General features: G+C 72.5%; 15 protein-coding genes. All 15 read left to right on the forward strand.

Annotation, left to right across the window (positions count from 1 at the left end):
- Positions 1 to 232 precede the first annotated feature (232 nt).
- The 15 genes from rplU (at position 233) to holA (ending at position 14,542) form a co-directional block, all read left to right on the forward strand.
- Positions 233 to 547, forward strand: a complete 315-nt coding sequence (gene rplU / locus F8A92_RS16635) for a 50S ribosomal protein L21 (RefSeq protein WP_153506303.1) — start codon at positions 233 to 235, stop codon at positions 545 to 547.
- A 9-nt stretch (positions 548 to 556) separates the two neighbouring features.
- Positions 557 to 823, forward strand: coding sequence for a 50S ribosomal protein L27 (rpmA, locus tag F8A92_RS16640; protein ID WP_153506304.1), 267 nt, complete (start codon positions 557 to 559; stop codon positions 821 to 823).
- A 94-nt stretch (positions 824 to 917) separates the two neighbouring features.
- The gene (obgE, locus tag F8A92_RS16645; RefSeq protein WP_153506305.1) at positions 918 to 2,396 is read left to right on the forward strand and encodes a GTPase ObgE; all 1,479 of its coding nucleotides are present in this window, start codon (positions 918 to 920) and stop codon (positions 2,394 to 2,396) included.
- Entirely contained in the window at positions 2,386 to 3,507 is a 1,122-nt protein-coding gene (gene proB, locus F8A92_RS16650) for a glutamate 5-kinase (RefSeq protein ID WP_153506306.1), read from the forward strand. Before obgE ends, proB begins: the two co-directional genes overlap by 11 nt.
- 11 nt (positions 3,508 to 3,518) lie before the next feature.
- On the forward strand, positions 3,519 to 4,802 hold the full coding sequence (locus tag F8A92_RS16655) for a glutamate-5-semialdehyde dehydrogenase (protein WP_153506307.1): 1,284 nt from the start codon (positions 3,519 to 3,521) through the stop codon (positions 4,800 to 4,802).
- Between the two features lie 83 nt (positions 4,803 to 4,885).
- A complete protein-coding gene (locus tag F8A92_RS16660; protein ID WP_228389521.1) occupies positions 4,886 to 5,806 on the forward strand; it encodes an AAA family ATPase in 921 nt (306 codons plus the stop codon).
- Between the two features lies 1 nt (position 5,807).
- Positions 5,808 to 7,253, forward strand: a complete 1,446-nt coding sequence (locus F8A92_RS16665; protein WP_153506308.1) for a vWA domain-containing protein — start codon at positions 5,808 to 5,810, stop codon at positions 7,251 to 7,253.
- Between the two features lie 135 nt (positions 7,254 to 7,388).
- Positions 7,389 to 7,547 carry a DUF6131 family protein gene (locus F8A92_RS18690; RefSeq protein ID WP_194291554.1) on the forward strand — a complete coding sequence of 53 codons (159 nt, stop codon included), beginning with the start codon at positions 7,389 to 7,391 and terminating at the stop codon, positions 7,545 to 7,547.
- A gap of 103 nt (positions 7,548 to 7,650) precedes the next feature.
- A complete protein-coding gene (gene nadD, locus F8A92_RS16670; protein ID WP_153506309.1) occupies positions 7,651 to 8,235 on the forward strand; it encodes a nicotinate-nucleotide adenylyltransferase in 585 nt (194 codons plus the stop codon).
- Positions 8,236 to 8,260: 25 nt separating this feature from the next.
- Positions 8,261 to 8,653, forward strand: a complete 393-nt coding sequence (gene rsfS, locus F8A92_RS16675) for a ribosome silencing factor (RefSeq protein ID WP_153506310.1) — start codon at positions 8,261 to 8,263, stop codon at positions 8,651 to 8,653.
- Positions 8,650 to 9,357, forward strand: a complete 708-nt coding sequence (locus F8A92_RS16680) for a histidine phosphatase family protein (RefSeq protein WP_153506311.1) — start codon at positions 8,650 to 8,652, stop codon at positions 9,355 to 9,357. The genes rsfS and F8A92_RS16680 overlap by 4 nt, the downstream gene beginning before the upstream one ends.
- 50 nt (positions 9,358 to 9,407) lie before the next feature.
- On the forward strand, positions 9,408 to 10,283 hold the full coding sequence (locus F8A92_RS16685) for a DegV family protein (protein ID WP_153506312.1): 876 nt from the start codon (positions 9,408 to 9,410) through the stop codon (positions 10,281 to 10,283).
- A gap of 101 nt (positions 10,284 to 10,384) precedes the next feature.
- Positions 10,385 to 11,242, forward strand: a complete 858-nt coding sequence (locus F8A92_RS19145; RefSeq protein ID WP_153506313.1) for a ComEA family DNA-binding protein — start codon at positions 10,385 to 10,387, stop codon at positions 11,240 to 11,242.
- Positions 11,239 to 13,557: a ComEC/Rec2 family competence protein gene (locus tag F8A92_RS16695; protein ID WP_153506314.1), complete on the forward strand. Its 2,319-nt coding sequence runs from the start codon at positions 11,239 to 11,241 to the stop codon at positions 13,555 to 13,557. Before F8A92_RS19145 ends, F8A92_RS16695 begins: the two co-directional genes overlap by 4 nt.
- On the forward strand, positions 13,550 to 14,542 hold the full coding sequence (gene holA / locus F8A92_RS16700; protein WP_228389522.1) for a DNA polymerase III subunit delta: 993 nt from the start codon (positions 13,550 to 13,552) through the stop codon (positions 14,540 to 14,542). Before F8A92_RS16695 ends, holA begins: the two co-directional genes overlap by 8 nt.
- Positions 14,543 to 14,656: the final 114 nt, after the last annotated feature.

The raw sequence follows: 14,656 nt of genomic DNA on the forward strand, positions 1-14,656 counted from the left end.
GCCGGCGGGCCGCGCGCCGCCCCGCGGGCCCGCCCGCGCCCGCTGCCGAGCCCAAAGTGTGAGGCAGGTCCGCCCCCGGCCGATTGACCAAGCCGGGGGCCGGTGCGATATATTTGTTTGTCGCGCCTGCTCGCATGGTGCGCGCACCCGACTTTGCACCACCCCAAGCACCACCGGCGCGCGGCTGCACGCTGCGCACCATCAAGATGATTTCGTTAACCAGGGAGTTGCCGTGTACGCCGTAGTCAAGACTGGCGGCAAGCAGTACCGCGTCGCCGAGGGCGATGTGTTCGAGGTCGAGAAGCTCGACGGCGCGCCGGGCGCCGCAGTGTCGCTGCCCGCGGTGCTGCTGGTCGACGGCGGCGACATCACTGCCGACGCCGATGCGCTGGCGAAGGTCTCGGTGGACGCCGAGATCGTCGACCAGGTGAAGGGCCCCAAGGTCCGCATCCTCAAGTACAAGAACAAGACCGGCTACAAGAAGCGTCAGGGCCACCGTCAGCCGCTGACGCTCGTCAAGGTCACCGGCATCACGAGCGGGAAGTAGGCATCACTCATGGCACACAAGAAGGGCGCATCCTCGTCCCGTAACGGCCGCGACTCCAACGCGCAGCGCCTCGGCGTGAAGCGCTTCGGCGGCCAGGTCGTCAAGGCCGGCGAGATCATCGTCCGCCAGCGCGGCACCCACTTCCACCCCGGCGAGAACGTCGGTCGCGGTGGCGACGACACCCTGTTCGCCCTGGCCGCCGGCGCCGTCGAGTTCGGTAGCCGCCGCGGCAAGAAGCAGGTCAGCATCGTCGAGGTCGAGACCGCCGCCAGCTGAGGCCGGTTCTCCAGCAAGACTTCTTCGTCGAGGGGCGAGAGGGCCAGTCGGTCCTCTCGCCCCTCGACCCGTTCCATCGACCAAAGGGCTTCTCATGGCTGATTTCATCGACCGCGTCGTACTGCACGTGACCGGCGGCAACGGCGGGCACGGCTGCGTGTCGGTGCACCGCGAGAAGTTCAAGCCCCTCGGCGGCCCGGACGGCGGCAACGGCGGCAACGGCGGCGACGTGCGGCTGGTCGCCGACGGCAACGTGCACACCCTGCTGGACTTCCACCACCGGCCGCACCAGAAGGCCGGCAACGGCAAGCCCGGCATGGGCAGCCACCGCAACGGCGCCAACGGGGAGGGCCTCACGCTGCGCGTGCCGCCGGGCACCGTCGTCGCCACCCAGTCCGGCGAGGTGCTCGCCGACCTCGCGGTCGCCGGCAGCGAGTACACGGTCGCACCCGGCGGGCGCGGTGGCCTCGGCAACGCGGCACTCGCCTCTTCGCGCCGCAAGGCGCCCGGTTTCGCGCTGCTCGGTGAGCCCGGCGAGGAGACCACGGTGGTCCTCGAGCTGAAGTCGGTCGCCGACGTCGGTCTCGTCGGCTTCCCGTCGGCCGGCAAGTCGTCGCTGATCTCGGTGATCTCGGCGGCGCGGCCGAAGATCGCCGACTACCCGTTCACCACCCTCGTGCCCAACCTCGGCGTCGTCCAGGCCGGCCAGTTCACCTTCACCGTCGCCGACGTGCCCGGGCTGATCCCGGGTGCGGCGCAGGGCAAGGGGCTGGGGCTGGAGTTCCTCCGGCATGTCGAGCGCACCTCGGTGCTGGTGCACGTCGTCGACTGCGCCACGCTGGAGCCCGGCCGCGACCCGCTGTCGGACATCGACGCGCTGACCAAGGAGCTCGACGAGTACGGCGACCTCGCGGGGCGCGCCGGCATCGTCGCGCTGACCAAGATCGACGTCCCCGAGGCCCGCGAGCTCGCCGAGTTCATCACCCCCGACCTGCGCGAGCGGGGGTTCGAGGTGTTCGCGATCTCGGCCGTCACGCACGAGGGCCTCGACGCGCTGACCTTCGCGCTCGGCGCGGCCGTGGAGCGCTACCGGCTGGCGCACCCGATCGAGGAGGCGCCGCGGGTGGTCATCCGCCCGAAGGCGATCGGCGAGGACGAGTTCTCGGTGCGGCCGGATCCGCAGTCGCCCGGCGGCTTCATCGTCGAGGGCACCAAGCCGGTGCGCTGGATCCGGCAGACCGACTTCACCAACGACGAGGCCGTCGGCTTCCTCGCCGACCGGCTCGCGAAGCTCGGCGTCGAGGCCGAGCTGGCCCGCGAGGGTGCGCTGCCCGGCTGCGACGTCACGATCGGTGACGTCAGCTTCGGGTGGGAGCCGACCGCAGAGTCGGTCGCCGGGGAGATGGGCGTGGTCGCCTTCGGCCACCGCGGCACCGACCCCCGGCTGGAGGCCGCCGAGACCCGGGCCCGCGTCTCCGCCGACGAGCGCCGCGCCGCCAAGCGCGGCCGCCGCATCCCCTACGAGCTCAAGGAGTCCGACGGCTACGAGATCGAGGAGCCCGATGAGCGCTGAGGGACACGCGGCGCTCGGCACGGCGCGCCGGGTGGTGCTCAAGGTGGGCTCGTCGTCGCTGACCAAGCCCGGCAAGCGCGGCGCCACGGGGCTGGACGCCGACCGTGTCGCGCTGCTGGCCGACGTCATCGCCGAGGCCGTCCATGCCGGCCGGGAGGTGGTCCTCGTGTCCTCGGGCGCCATCGCCGCCGGGCTGGAGCCGCTGGCGCTGCGCCGCCGACCGCGCGACCTGGCCACCCAGCAGGCGGCGGCAAGCATCGGCCAGCTGCTGCTGGTCGAGGCGTACGCGGCCGCGTTCGCCCGGCACGGGCTCCGGGTGGGGCAGGTGCTGCTCACCGCCGACGACCTGCAGCGCCGCACCCACTACCGCAACGCGCAGCGTTCGCTGGACCGGCTGCTCGGCCTGGGCGTCGTGCCGATCGTGAACGAGAACGACGCCGTCGCGACCGACGAGATCCGCTTCGGGGACAACGACCGGCTCGCGGCGCTCACCGCGCACCTGATCGGCGCGCAGGGCATGGTGCTGCTGTCCGACGTGGACGGCGTGTACGACGCGAACCCGACCAAGGGCCCCGCGAACCTGCTGTCGGTACTCGACGACGAGAGCGCCCTGCTGGCGGTCGACACGCGGGGAGCCGGGACGACCGGCGTCGGCACGGGCGGCATGCAGACCAAGCTCGACAGTGCCCGGATCGCGTCCGGCGCGGGTGTCTCGGTCATCATCACCTCGCCCGAGCACGCCCGGCGGGCGATGGCGGGGGAGCGGGTCGGCACCTTCGTCCCGGCTCGCGGGAAGCGGCCCTCGCAGCGGCTGTTCTGGCTGCGCTGGGCCAGCGAGCCGCGGGGGCAGATCGTGATCGACGACGGAGCGGTGCGGGCCCTGGTCCACCGGCGCAAGTCGTTGCTGCCGGCCGGCATCACCGGGCTCACCGGCAGCTTCGACGTCGGCGACGCGGTGGAGATCGTGGGCCACGACGGGCGCGCGGTCGCGCGCGGGCTGGTCGCCTACTCTTCAGATGAGCTTCCCGATCTGATCGGCAAGCAGACCCAAGACCTCGACGCCGACCATCAGCGAGAGGTCATGCACCGAGACGACATCGCCGTCCTGTAAGGAAAGCACCGATGACTACCCCATCTGCGAACGACGCGACCCAGATCGTCCGAGAGCTCGCGCAGCGGGCCCGCACGGCCGCCGCCGACCTGGCCCTGCTGCCGCGCTCGGTGAAGGACGCCGCGCTGCGCGCGATGGCCGACGCCCTCGTCGAGCGACAGGACGACGTGCTGGCGGCGAACGCCCGGGACGTCGAGCGGGCCCGTGCCAACGGCACGAGCGAGGCGATGATCGATCGGCTCGCGCTCACCCCCGCCCGGATCGCCGGGATCGCCGAGCAGCTGCGTGCCGTCGCCGGGCTGCCCGACCCGATCGGCGAGGTCGTGCGCGGCTACACGATGCCCAACGGCGTGCGGGTGCAGCAGATCCGCGTCCCGATGGGGGTCGTCGGCATGATCTACGAGGGACGCCCCAACGTCACCGCCGACGCCGCCGGCCTGTGCCTGAAGTCCGGCAACGCGGCGCTGCTGCGCGGCTCCTCGTCGGCGTCGCAGTCCAACGCCGCGATCGTGGAGATCCTGCGCGACGCCTGCGCGGCGAGCGGTGTCCCCGCCGACGCCATCCAGGGCGTGCCGGCCGACGACCGCGCGACGGTCGACGCGCTGCTGCACGCGCGTGGGCTCGTCGACGTCGTGATCCCGCGCGGCGGCGCCGGGCTGATCCAGCGGGTCGTAACCGACTCCACCGTGCCGGTGATCGAGACCGGTGTCGGAAATGTGCACGTGTACGTCGACGCGAGCGCCGACCTGGACATGGCCGAGGCGATCGTCCTGAACTCCAAGGTGCGCCGGCCGAGCGTCTGCAACGCCGCCGAGACGCTGCTGGTGCACCGCGACGTCGCCGCCGACTTCCTGCCCCGCGCCGCGGAGGCGCTGCGCCGCGAGCACGTCACCCTGCACGGCGACGAACGCACCCGCGACCTGCTCGGCGACGAGGTCGTCCCCGCGACCGCGGAGGACTGGGACACCGAGTATCTGTCGCTGGACCTCGCGGTCGGCGTCGTCGACTCGCTGGACGCCGCGGTCGAGCACATCCGGGCACACTCCAGCGGGCACACCGAGGCGATCGTGACGTCGTCCATCGCGGCGGCGCGCAGCTTCACGATGCGCGTCGACGCGGCGGCGGTCATGGTGAACGCGTCCACCGCATTCACCGACGGGGGCGAGTTCGGCTTCGGGGCCGAGATCGGGATCAGCACCCAGAAGCTGCACGCCCGTGGCCCGATGGCGCTGCCGGAGCTCACGACCACGACGTACCTCGTGCAGGGGGAGGGGCAGACCCGCCCGGCCTCCTGAGGTTAGTGACATGGCGCACGCCGGCCACCGAATCTGATTCGGTAAGGTGATAGGTACGTCAAGTCTCCCGAAGGTGGTCCGCGTTGAGCGCTGAACAGTCCGCAAGTGCCCCGATCGGTGTCCAGCACCGCCCGCAGTTCGGTGGGGTCGACGATGTCCTGATCCGGCTCGGGCAGGCCGGCTATCTGGCCGACCGGGCCACCGCCACCACCGTGTACCTCGCCGACCGGCTCGGCAAGCCGCTGCTGGTCGAGGGCCCCGCCGGTGTCGGCAAGACCGAGTTGGCGAAGGCAGTGGCCGCCGCCACCGGCTCGGAGATCGTCCGGCTGCAGTGCTACGAGGGCCTGGACGAGGCCCGCGCGCTGTACGAATGGAACTACAAGAAGCAGCTGCTGCGCATCCAGCAGGGCAGCGCCGCGGCGACCGCCTCCGGCGAGACCTGGGACGACGCCAGCGACGACATCTTCAGCGAGGAGTTCCTGCTCGAGCGGCCGCTGCTGACCGCGATCCGTCGCCATGACCCGACCGTCCTGCTGATCGACGAGATCGACAAGTCGGACGTCGAGGTCGAGGGCCTGCTGCTGGAGATCCTCTCCGACTACCAGGTGACCATCCCCGAGATGGGCACCATCCACGCCGCCCGCCGGCCGTTCGTCCTGCTGACCTCCAACGCCACCCGCGAGCTGTCGGAGGCGCTCAAGCGCCGCGCGCTCTACCTGCACCTGGACTACCCGGGCCCCGAGCGCGAGCGCGACATCATCGTCTCGCGAGTCCCCGACATCGCGCCCGCCCTCGCCGACCAGATCGTGCGCACCGCCCGCGCGCTGCGCGCGATGGAGCTGAAGAAGTCGCCGTCCATCGCCGAGACGATCGACTGGGCGCAGACGCTGCTGGCGCTGGGCATCAACACCCTCGACGAGGCTGCCGTGAAGGAGACCCTGGGCGTGGTCCTCAAGCACGCGAGCGACGCGGCCAAGGCCTCCGGCGAGCTCAGGCTGAACTGACATGAGCGCGCAGACGGTCGAGACCAAGGGCCTGCTGGCCCACCTGACGGGCTTCGTGAACGCGCTTCGCGAGGCCGGCATCCCGGTCGGGGTCGGCGAGTGCGTCGACACCGCGGCCGTCCTGGCGTCGGTCGACGTCCTCAACCGTGAGGACCTGCGCGAGGGTCTCGCCGCGGTCTGCGTCAAGCGCCCGGCGTACCGGCTCACCTTCGACACGATGTTCGACCTGTGGTGGCCGCTGGCCACCGGTGACGGCGTGGCGCTCGGCAAGGGTGGCGCGGACGGCGAGGGCGACCCCGACGCCGACGGCGACCCGACCGAGGCCGGCGACGGCCAGCCCGACATCGACGCCTGGCGCGACGCGCTGGCCAAGGCCCTGATGGACGGCGACTCCGAGATGCTCAAGCGGCTGGCGCGCAACGCCGTCAGCCAGCTCGGCAAGGGTGCCGCCGGCGGCGGCCGCGAGTCGTACTACTCCTACCGCGTCATGCGGGCGCTCAGCCCCGACACGCTCGTCGCGCAACTGCTGGACGGCCTGCTGAACAAGGCGGAGTCCGAGCGCGGCGGCATGCAGGAGCAGGTCGCGCGGCAGACCATCCGCGACCGCCTCAGCGAGTTCCGGCGGTACGTCGACGCCGAGGTGCGTCGGCGGGTCGCCGAGGACCGGGGCAAGGAGCAGGTGGCCAAGACGACCATCCGGCCGATGGCCGACCAGGTGGACTTCCTCCGCGCGCAGAGCGACGACCTCGCCGAGCTGCGGCGTACCGTGCACCCGCTCGCCCGCCGGCTGGCCAGCCGGCTGTCCGCCCGTCGGCGCCTCGGGCGCAGCGGACGGTTGGACTTCCGCCGCACGGTGCGCGCGTCCCTGGCGACCGGCGGCATCCCGATCAACACCCATCACAAGCCGCGCAAGCAGCACAAGCCCGAGCTCGTCGTGCTGTGCGACGTGTCCGGATCGGTGGCGGGGTTCTCGCACTTCACCCTCATGCTCACCGCCGCGCTGCGCGAGCAGTTCTCCAAGGTGCGGGCGTTCGCGTTCGTCGACACCACCGACGAGGTCACCTCGTTCTTCACCCCGGGCGAGGACCTGCCCACGGCGGTGCAGCGGATCGGCTCGGAGGCCAACCTCGTGTGGTTCGACGGGCACTCCGACTACGGCCACGCGTTCGACGTGTTCGAGGAGAAGTGGCCCGAGGCGATCGGTCCCAAGACCAGCCTGCTGATCCTCGGCGATGCGCGCAGCAACTATCGCGACCCGTCGCTGCAGTCGCTCAAGCAGATGGTCGGGCGCGCCCGGCACGCCTACTGGCTCAACCCCGAGGCGCAGCGCATGTGGGGCAGCGGTGACTCGGTCGCCACCCGGTACGCCGAGGTCATCGACATGAAGGAGTGCCGCACAGCCGCGCAGCTGGCCGATTTCGTGCACGACATGCTGCCCGGCGCCTGATCACGATCAAGATCACACGGCGGCAATTGCGCCGTGTCCGCACCCGTTTCGTGCAACGATCATCCCGCTGGCGATCAACCAGAGATCGTCGGCGTCGTGGGCGCCGACGCGCCCGTCTGATTGGAGCAGCTACACATGATCATCCTCGGAATCATCCTCCTCGTGATCGGCCTGCTGGTGCCGTCGCTGGCCGTGCTGAAGATCATCGGCGGCATCCTGATCGCCATCGGCCTGATCCTGGCCATCCTCGGCGCAGCAGGCCGCGAGATCGGCGGCCGCAAGTACTGGTACTAGCGCGTACCGAGTGGCTCCCGGGCACACCGCCCGGGAGCCGCAGTCCTTCGCGTCCCGTTAGGTAAGGTCGGTGGTTGATGAGTCCTACAACCCTGATCGCCGCATGAGCCGCATCGGCATCATGGGCGGCACCTTCGACCCGGTCCACAACGGACACCTCTCGGCCGCCTCCGAGGTCGCCTCGCTGTTCGGGCTCGACGAGGTCGTCTTCGTGCCCACCGGCCAGCCGTGGCAGAAGGTCGACAAGAAGGTCTCGCCGGCCGAGGACCGCTACCTGATGACGGTCATCGCCACCGCGTCCAACCCGCGCTTCTCGACGAGCCGCGTGGACATCGACCGCCCCGGCCCGACGTACACGATCGACACGCTGCACGACCTGCACCGCCTCTACCCGGACGCGGAGCTGTTCTTCATCACCGGCGCCGACGCCCTCCAGCAGATCCTCGACTGGAAGGACCACGCGGACATGTTCCAGCTCGCGCACTTCATCGGGGTGACCCGTCCCGGCTACCACCTCGACGACGAGGGCCTTCCCGAGGGCGCCGTGTCGCTGGTCGAGGTCCCCGCGCTGGCCATCTCCTCGACCGACTGCCGCTCGCGGCGCTCCCGAGGGATGCCCGTGTGGTACCTCGTCCCGGACGGCGTCGTCCAGTACATCGACAAACGTCATCTCTACCGCGAGCAGTAGCCCGCAGAAGGAGCCCCGGCTTTTCATGAGTGCCACCGAGCGGTCCGTCGAGATCGCCACCATCGCGGCGCAGGCCGCCGCCGACAAGCTCGGCGAGGACATCGTCATCATCGACGTGAGCGACCAGCTCGTCATCACCGACTGCTTCGTCGTGGTCTCGGCGAGCAACGAGCGACAGGTCGGCGCGATCGTGGACGCCGTCGAGGAGGCCCTGCTGAAGCAGAAGGTCAAGCCGGTCCGCCGGGAAGGAGCCCGGGAGGGCCGCTGGGTGCTGCTGGACTTCGTGGACGTCGTGGTGCACGTGCAGCACTCGGACGAGCGCTCCTTCTACGACCTGCCGCGGCTGTGGCGCGACTGCCCGCACATCCCGTTCACCGACGCGTCGGCGCCGAAGCAAGGTGAGGACGCCGGCGCGTGACCGTCGAACGGCTGCTGCTGTGGCGGCACGGCCGGACCGAGTGGAACGCCTCGGGCCGGTTCCAGGGCCAGTACGACACGATGCTCGACGCGACCGGTATCGCCCAGGCCCGCGAGGCGGCTCCCTACCTCGCCGCCGAGGCGCCGACCGCGATCTACGCCAGCGACCTCTCGCGGGCGCTGACCACCGCGCAGGCGCTCGCCGACCTCGTCGGGCTGCCCGTCCACGCCGACCCGCGCCTGCGGGAGACCAGCCTCGGCGACTGGGAGGGCCTGGACCGTGCGGGCGTCCAGCAGCGCTTCCCGACCCAGTTCGCCGACTGGACCAGCGGTCGCCGCGCCAACCCGGGCAACGGCGAGACCGCGCTCGACGTGGCCGCCCGGGCCAACGAGCTGGTCGCCGAGATCGAGCACGCCGGGTCGGGCACCGTGGTCCTCGCCGCGCACGGGGGATCGTTGAAGGCGCTCACCGCGAGCCTGATCGGCATCCCGCCGCAGCTGTGGTCGCTGCTCGCCCCGCTGCGCAACTGCCACTGGAGCGAGCTGCGGCGCACCAGCGGTGGCCAGTGGCGGCTGCACGGGCACAACATCTACCCCCTGAGCGATCCGCGGACGCTCACCCGGGAGGAGCTCAACGTCGACTCCGACGCCGGTGACTCGCAGATCGGCACGCCGAGGCCGTCGGCGACCGACTCGCTGCACTGATCGGCGTCGAGGGCGTTCGGCGCCGCCGCGCCGCCGGGTAAGGTCTGGGAATGCCCAGCGGAACGGTCGTCGTCACCGATTCGACGGCCTACCTGCCACCCGGGATCGCCGAAGGGCTGCCGATCGACGTCATCCCGCTGCACGTGATCCTCGGCGACCAGCAGGGCGAGGACGGCATCGACGTCACGCCCGCCGACGTGGTCGCGAAGCTGCGTGACAAGTCGCTGACCGTCACCACCTCTCGGCCCACCCCGGCGCAGTTCGTGGAGCGCTACCGCGCGCTGCTCGAGCAGGGCTACGAGCACATCGTCAGCGTGCACATCAGCAGTGAGCTCTCCGGGACGTGGGACGCCGCGCGACTCGCGGCCGTGCAGTGCAACTCCGACGCCGGCGCGCAGGTCGTCCGGGTCGTCGACTCCCGGGTGACCGCGATGGCGCTCGGCTTCCCGGTGCTCGTCGCCGCGCGCCGCGCCGCGGCCGGCGCCGGCAGCGACGAGGTCTACGACGCCGCCGTGACCTCCCTGCAGAACACCTCGAACTTCTTCTATGTAGACACTCTGGAATTCTTGCGCCGGGGCGGCCGGATCGGCGCGGCCCGGGCGTGGCTCGGCACCGCGCTGGCGGTGAAGCCGATCCTGCACCTGCAGGACGGCCGGATCCTGCCTCTGGAGAAGCTGCGGACCGCCACGCGCGCCATCGCGCGGCTGAAGGCCCTGGCGGTGGAGGCGGCCGCGGCGATCGACGGTGACGTCCTGGTCGCGGTCCACCACCTGGCGGCCCCCGAGCGCGCGGAGCGGCTGCGCGCCGAGCTCGCGGAGGAGATCCCGTCGGCCTCGGAGATCGTGGTGAGCGAGGTCGGTGCCGTGCTGGGCGCGCACGTCGGCCCGGGCATGCTCGCCGTCATCGTCGTGCCGGCCCTGAGGTAGCGGCCCAGCCGCCGCATCCGGCTCGTCCACAGCCCGGCGGTTCTCCACAGCGCTCTCTCGCCGGGCCGGCGACGCGGGTCGGGCTGCGTAGCGTGCCGGGCATGAGCCGGGCGGACGACCTCGAGGCGGAACGGCAGATAGCCGACCTGCAGACCATCATGGCCAAGACCATGAGGCCGTCGGCCGACCCTCCGGACGATCCGCCGCGCGACCCGGACGTCGCCCCCGGCGAGGTCTCGCGCGTGGCCCTCGGCGGCTTCGGGGACGGCTACGAACCGCCCCGTGGCGCCTGGCGCGCCCGATGGCTGCGCCGGCGTACGCCCGTGCTGGTGTTCGTCGCCGTGGCCGTCGCAACGGCGGTCGCGACGGCTGCCGTGGCCTGGTTCCTGCGCCCCGCAGCCACGCCGGTGCCGCCCGCACCGGCGTCCGTGGCCGCCGCCGACGAGAAGTCCGACGCCGAGCCGGTCCCCGGCGCGGCCGGCACCGCGGACCAGACCGGCGGCGGCCCCGCCCCGTCGACGTCCGCAGCGGCAACGATCGTGGTCGCCGTCGTCGGCGCGGTGACCACCCCCGGGCTCTACACCCTCCCGCAGGGCGCGCGGGTGAGCGACGCCCTCGCCGCGGCGGGCGGTGCCCTGCCCGGTACCGACCTGACCAGCATCAACATCGCCCGCAAGCTGACCGACGGCGAGCAGGTGGCGGTCGGCGTCCCCGGCGCGCCGCCCGCCACGGCCCCCGACCCCGGCGGTGGTGCTGCGGCCCCCACCGGACCGGTCGACCTCAACTCCGCCACCCTGGAGCAGCTCGACGGGCTGCCCGGCATCGGGCCCGTGCTGGCCCAGCGGATCATCGACTTCCGTACCGACAACGGCCCGTTCGCCGCCGTCGACGAGCTCACCCAGGTCTCGGGCGTGGGCCCGTCGATCATGGCCAAGATCAAGGACCGGGTCACCGTGTGAGCACCTGGCGCGAGCACGACCTCCGGCTGGTGCCCGTCGCGCTGCTGGCGTGGCTGGTCGTGGCCCTCGGCGAGGTGTCGGCGCGACCGGCACTGTTGGGCGTCCTCGTCGCGCTGGCCGCGATCGTGGCTGCCGGTCTGGCGGTGCGCGTCCGTCACCGGCGGCCCCGCTGGCTGCCGCTGGTGCTGGCCTCCTGCATCGCAGCCGGCGTCATCGGCGTCCTCGCGCTGAGCCGGCTGGAGGCGCGCCAGGACTCGGTGGTGAGCGTCGCCGCCGATCACGACGGCTATCTCCGGTTCTCCGGTGTGGTGGAGTCCCGCCCGCGTACGGTGCGCGGATCACCCGACCGGGTGGTCGTCCAGGTGGCCGTCGAACGGGCCGAGTACCGCGGGCACCGCAGCGCCTGCGACGTGGCCGTGATGGTGCTCGGTGACCGCTCCGAATGGGCCGGGGTGCTGCCGGGCACCCCGGTGCGGGCGGCCGGCGCCGCCCTGCGGCCCACCGGCGCGTCGTCGGTCGTCGCGCTGATCGTCGGCGCGGGGGCACCGCGGATCGAGGGCTCGGCGCCGCGGTGGAGCGTGCTCGCGGAACGCGTCCGCGCCGGCCTGCGCGAGGCCGCGGCCGTGAATGATCCCGATCCCGCCGGGCTCCTCGTCGCGCTGGTCGACGGGGACACCAGCGGCATCAGCGCGCCGGTGCAGGAGGACTTCCGGCGCTCCGGGCTGGCCCACCTGCTCGCCGTCTCCGGCGCGAACGTCGCGGTCATCGTCGGCGCCCTGCTGTGGGGGCTGCGCGCCGTGCGGATGCCGTTCAGCGCCCAGATCGGCTCCGCTGCGGTCGGCCTGACGGTCTTCGTCGTCGTCGCCGGACCGGAGCCGAGCGTGCTGCGGGCGGCGGCGATGGGCACCGTCATGCTGATCGGCCTGGCCTCCGGACGACCGCGATCCGCCGTCCCGGCGCTGAGCGCCGCCGTCCTCGGGCTGGTCGTCCTGCTGCCGAGCCTGGCCGTGTCCGTGGGGTTCGTGCTGTCGGTGCTGGCGACGGCCGCCATCGTCACGGTCGGCGCCGGCTGGACCGCGCGCCTCGCGGGTTCACTGCCGCTGCCGCTGGCCGCCGCGCTGGCGGTCGCCGGGGCCGCAGCGCTCGCCACCCTGCCGGTCGTCGTGCTGCTGCTGCCGACGGTCAACGTCGCGTCCGTCATCGCCAACGTCCTCGCCGCGCCGGCCGTGCCCCTCGCCACCGTCTGCGGTGTGGCGGCCGCCGTGTGCGCGCCGTTCGCCGCGCTCCCGGCCGAGCTGCTGTGCTTTGCGGGCGGCTTCTGCACCCGCTGGATCGGCGTGGTGGCCCGGCTCGGATCCGAGCCCGGGCCGTGGCAGATCCCGTTGCCGGCAGGCCTGCTCGCGCTGTGCGTGGTGCTCGGCGGCCTCGTCGCCGCGGCCCTGCTGATCCGCGCCACCCGGCAGCACCCGGTAGCGCGGCAGGTGCTGGCCGGCCTGCTGGTCGGCGCGCTCGTGCTCGCCGCGCCCGTCCGGTGCGTCATGGTGCCCGGACCGAGCGACGACTGGCTGGTCGCCGCGTGCGACGTCGGGCAGGGGGACGCGGTCCTCGCTCGCGCCGGACCGCACGCGGCCGTGGTGATCGACACCGGGCCGGATCCGGCCGCGGTCGACGACTGCCTGCGACGGCTCCGCGTCGACGACGTCCCACTCGTCCTGCTCACGCACTTCCACGACGACCACGTCGCCGGGATCCCGGCGGTGCTCTCGCACCACGACGTCGGTCGGGTGGTCTTCGGCGGGTTCGACGGTGCCGGCGTCGAGACGTCCATCCGGACGCTGGCGGCCCGGCACGGCGTACCCGTCGAGGAAGTGGCTCCGGGATGGCGCATCCGTGCCGGAGCGGTCGACGTGCTCGTCCTCGGCCCGGTACGCCGCATCCTGGGCAGCTCCAGCGACCCGAACAACAACTCGGTCGTCGCGCGCGCCACGGTCGGCGGGCTCACCATGCTCGCGGCCGGCGACGCGCAGGTCGAGCAGGAGCAGACGCTGCTCGGGTGCGGCTGCCTGCGGGCCGACGTCCTCAAGGTGCCGCACCACGGCAGCAAGAACCGCGCCGAGGGCTTCTTCGCGCGGACCGGCGCCCGGATCGCGCTGATCTCGGTCGGCGCGGACAACGACTACGGGCACCCGGCGGCGGACACCGTGACCGAGCTCGAGAGCCTCGGCATGGTGGTGCGCCGCACCGATCGGGACGGGACGGTGCTCGTCACCCGCACTGACGGCGGCCTCGCCGTGTCCGGTGTCGGCGGTGCGTGAGACCATCGTCGGCATGCCGCAGATCGCCGAGCGCCTCGTCCTCGTCGTGGGCGAGGACGAGTTCCTGCGCTCGCAGACGAGCGCCAAGGCGGTCGCCGCGCAGCGTGCCGCGCGGGGCGACGTCGAGCTCGGGCTCGAGCGGGTGGACGCCGCGGTGAGCGATGCCGCGAACGCGCTGGCCGACGCGCTGAGCCCGGCGCTGTTCGGCGGTGACCGCATCGTCGTGCTGAAGTCCGCGGAGCAGTCCACCAAGGACCTCGTGACGATCCTGACGCAATACGCGGCGTCCCCCGACCCGGACATCTGCCTCGTCGTCGAGCACTCCGGCGGTGGCCGGGCGAAGGCGCTGGCCACCGACCTGCAGAAGCTCGGTGCCGCCGTCGAGCGGGTCCCCGTGGTGAAGTCCGCCGACGACCGCATCAAGTACATCCGCTCGGAGGTGGTGTCCGCCGGCGGCAAGATCGACGCCAAGGCCGCCGCCGCCCTGGTGGACGCCGTCGGCGAGGACCTGCGCAGCCTGTCCAGCGCGGCCCGCCAGCTCGTCTCGGACGCCGGGGGCACGATCAGCGTCGACACGGTGGCGCGCTACTACCGCGGCCGCGCGGACCTGAAGGTGTACGCGGTGGCCGACGAGATCGTCGCTGGGAGGCTCGAGTCCGGCCTCGAGCAGCTGCGCTGGGCGCTGCACGACGGGGCCGCGGAGGTGGTGATCGCCGACGCGATCGCGGAGTCGGTCCGCTCGGTCGCCAAGGTCGCGGCCGCCGGACGCGCCGATCCCAACACGCTGGCCGGGCGGCTGGGCATGCCCGCCTGGAAGATCCGCAAGATCCGCCAGGGGGCCGGCGGCTGGTCCGCGCCCGGGCTCACCCGCGCGATGCAGGTGGCCGCGCGGCTCAACGGCGAGGTGAAGGGCCAGGCCGCCGACCCGCAGTACGCCCTGGAGAAGGCCGTCATCGACATCGCCGCGGCCCGCGAGATCCGCTAGCCGCGCATCTGCGGGGCTGCCAGGGACGATAATCGCCGGCGGATTCACGCGGTCGTCGCAACGCCTGTTGTTTTTGGCGGCGTTGAGAGTACCTCGTTGAGGACTTCGGCTGGT

The sequence above is a fragment of the Cumulibacter manganitolerans genome (assembly GCF_009602465.1).
Lineage (GTDB): Bacteria > Actinomycetota > Actinomycetes > Mycobacteriales > Antricoccaceae > Cumulibacter > Cumulibacter manganitolerans.

Excerpts from the sequence above, each read along its gene's own strand:
- obgE (WP_153506305.1), top strand. The coding sequence starts at position 918 with ATGGCTGATTTCATCGACCGCGTCGTACTGCACGTGACCGGCGGCAAC.
- F8A92_RS19145 (WP_153506313.1), top strand. The coding sequence starts at position 10,385 with ATGAGCCGGGCGGACGACCTCGAGGCGGAACGGCAGATAGCCGACCTG.
- nadD (WP_153506309.1), top strand. The coding sequence starts at position 7,651 with ATGAGCCGCATCGGCATCATGGGCGGCACCTTCGACCCGGTCCACAAC.
- F8A92_RS16655 (WP_153506307.1), top strand. The coding sequence starts at position 3,519 with ATGACTACCCCATCTGCGAACGACGCGACCCAGATCGTCCGAGAGCTC.
- rpmA (WP_153506304.1), top strand. The coding sequence starts at position 557 with ATGGCACACAAGAAGGGCGCATCCTCGTCCCGTAACGGCCGCGACTCC.
- F8A92_RS18690 (WP_194291554.1), top strand. The coding sequence starts at position 7,389 with ATGATCATCCTCGGAATCATCCTCCTCGTGATCGGCCTGCTGGTGCCG.
- proB (WP_153506306.1), top strand. The coding sequence starts at position 2,386 with ATGAGCGCTGAGGGACACGCGGCGCTCGGCACGGCGCGCCGGGTGGTG.
- F8A92_RS16665 (WP_153506308.1), top strand. The coding sequence starts at position 5,808 with ATGAGCGCGCAGACGGTCGAGACCAAGGGCCTGCTGGCCCACCTGACG.
- F8A92_RS16685 (WP_153506312.1), top strand. The coding sequence starts at position 9,408 with ATGCCCAGCGGAACGGTCGTCGTCACCGATTCGACGGCCTACCTGCCA.
- rsfS (WP_153506310.1), top strand. The coding sequence starts at position 8,261 with ATGAGTGCCACCGAGCGGTCCGTCGAGATCGCCACCATCGCGGCGCAG.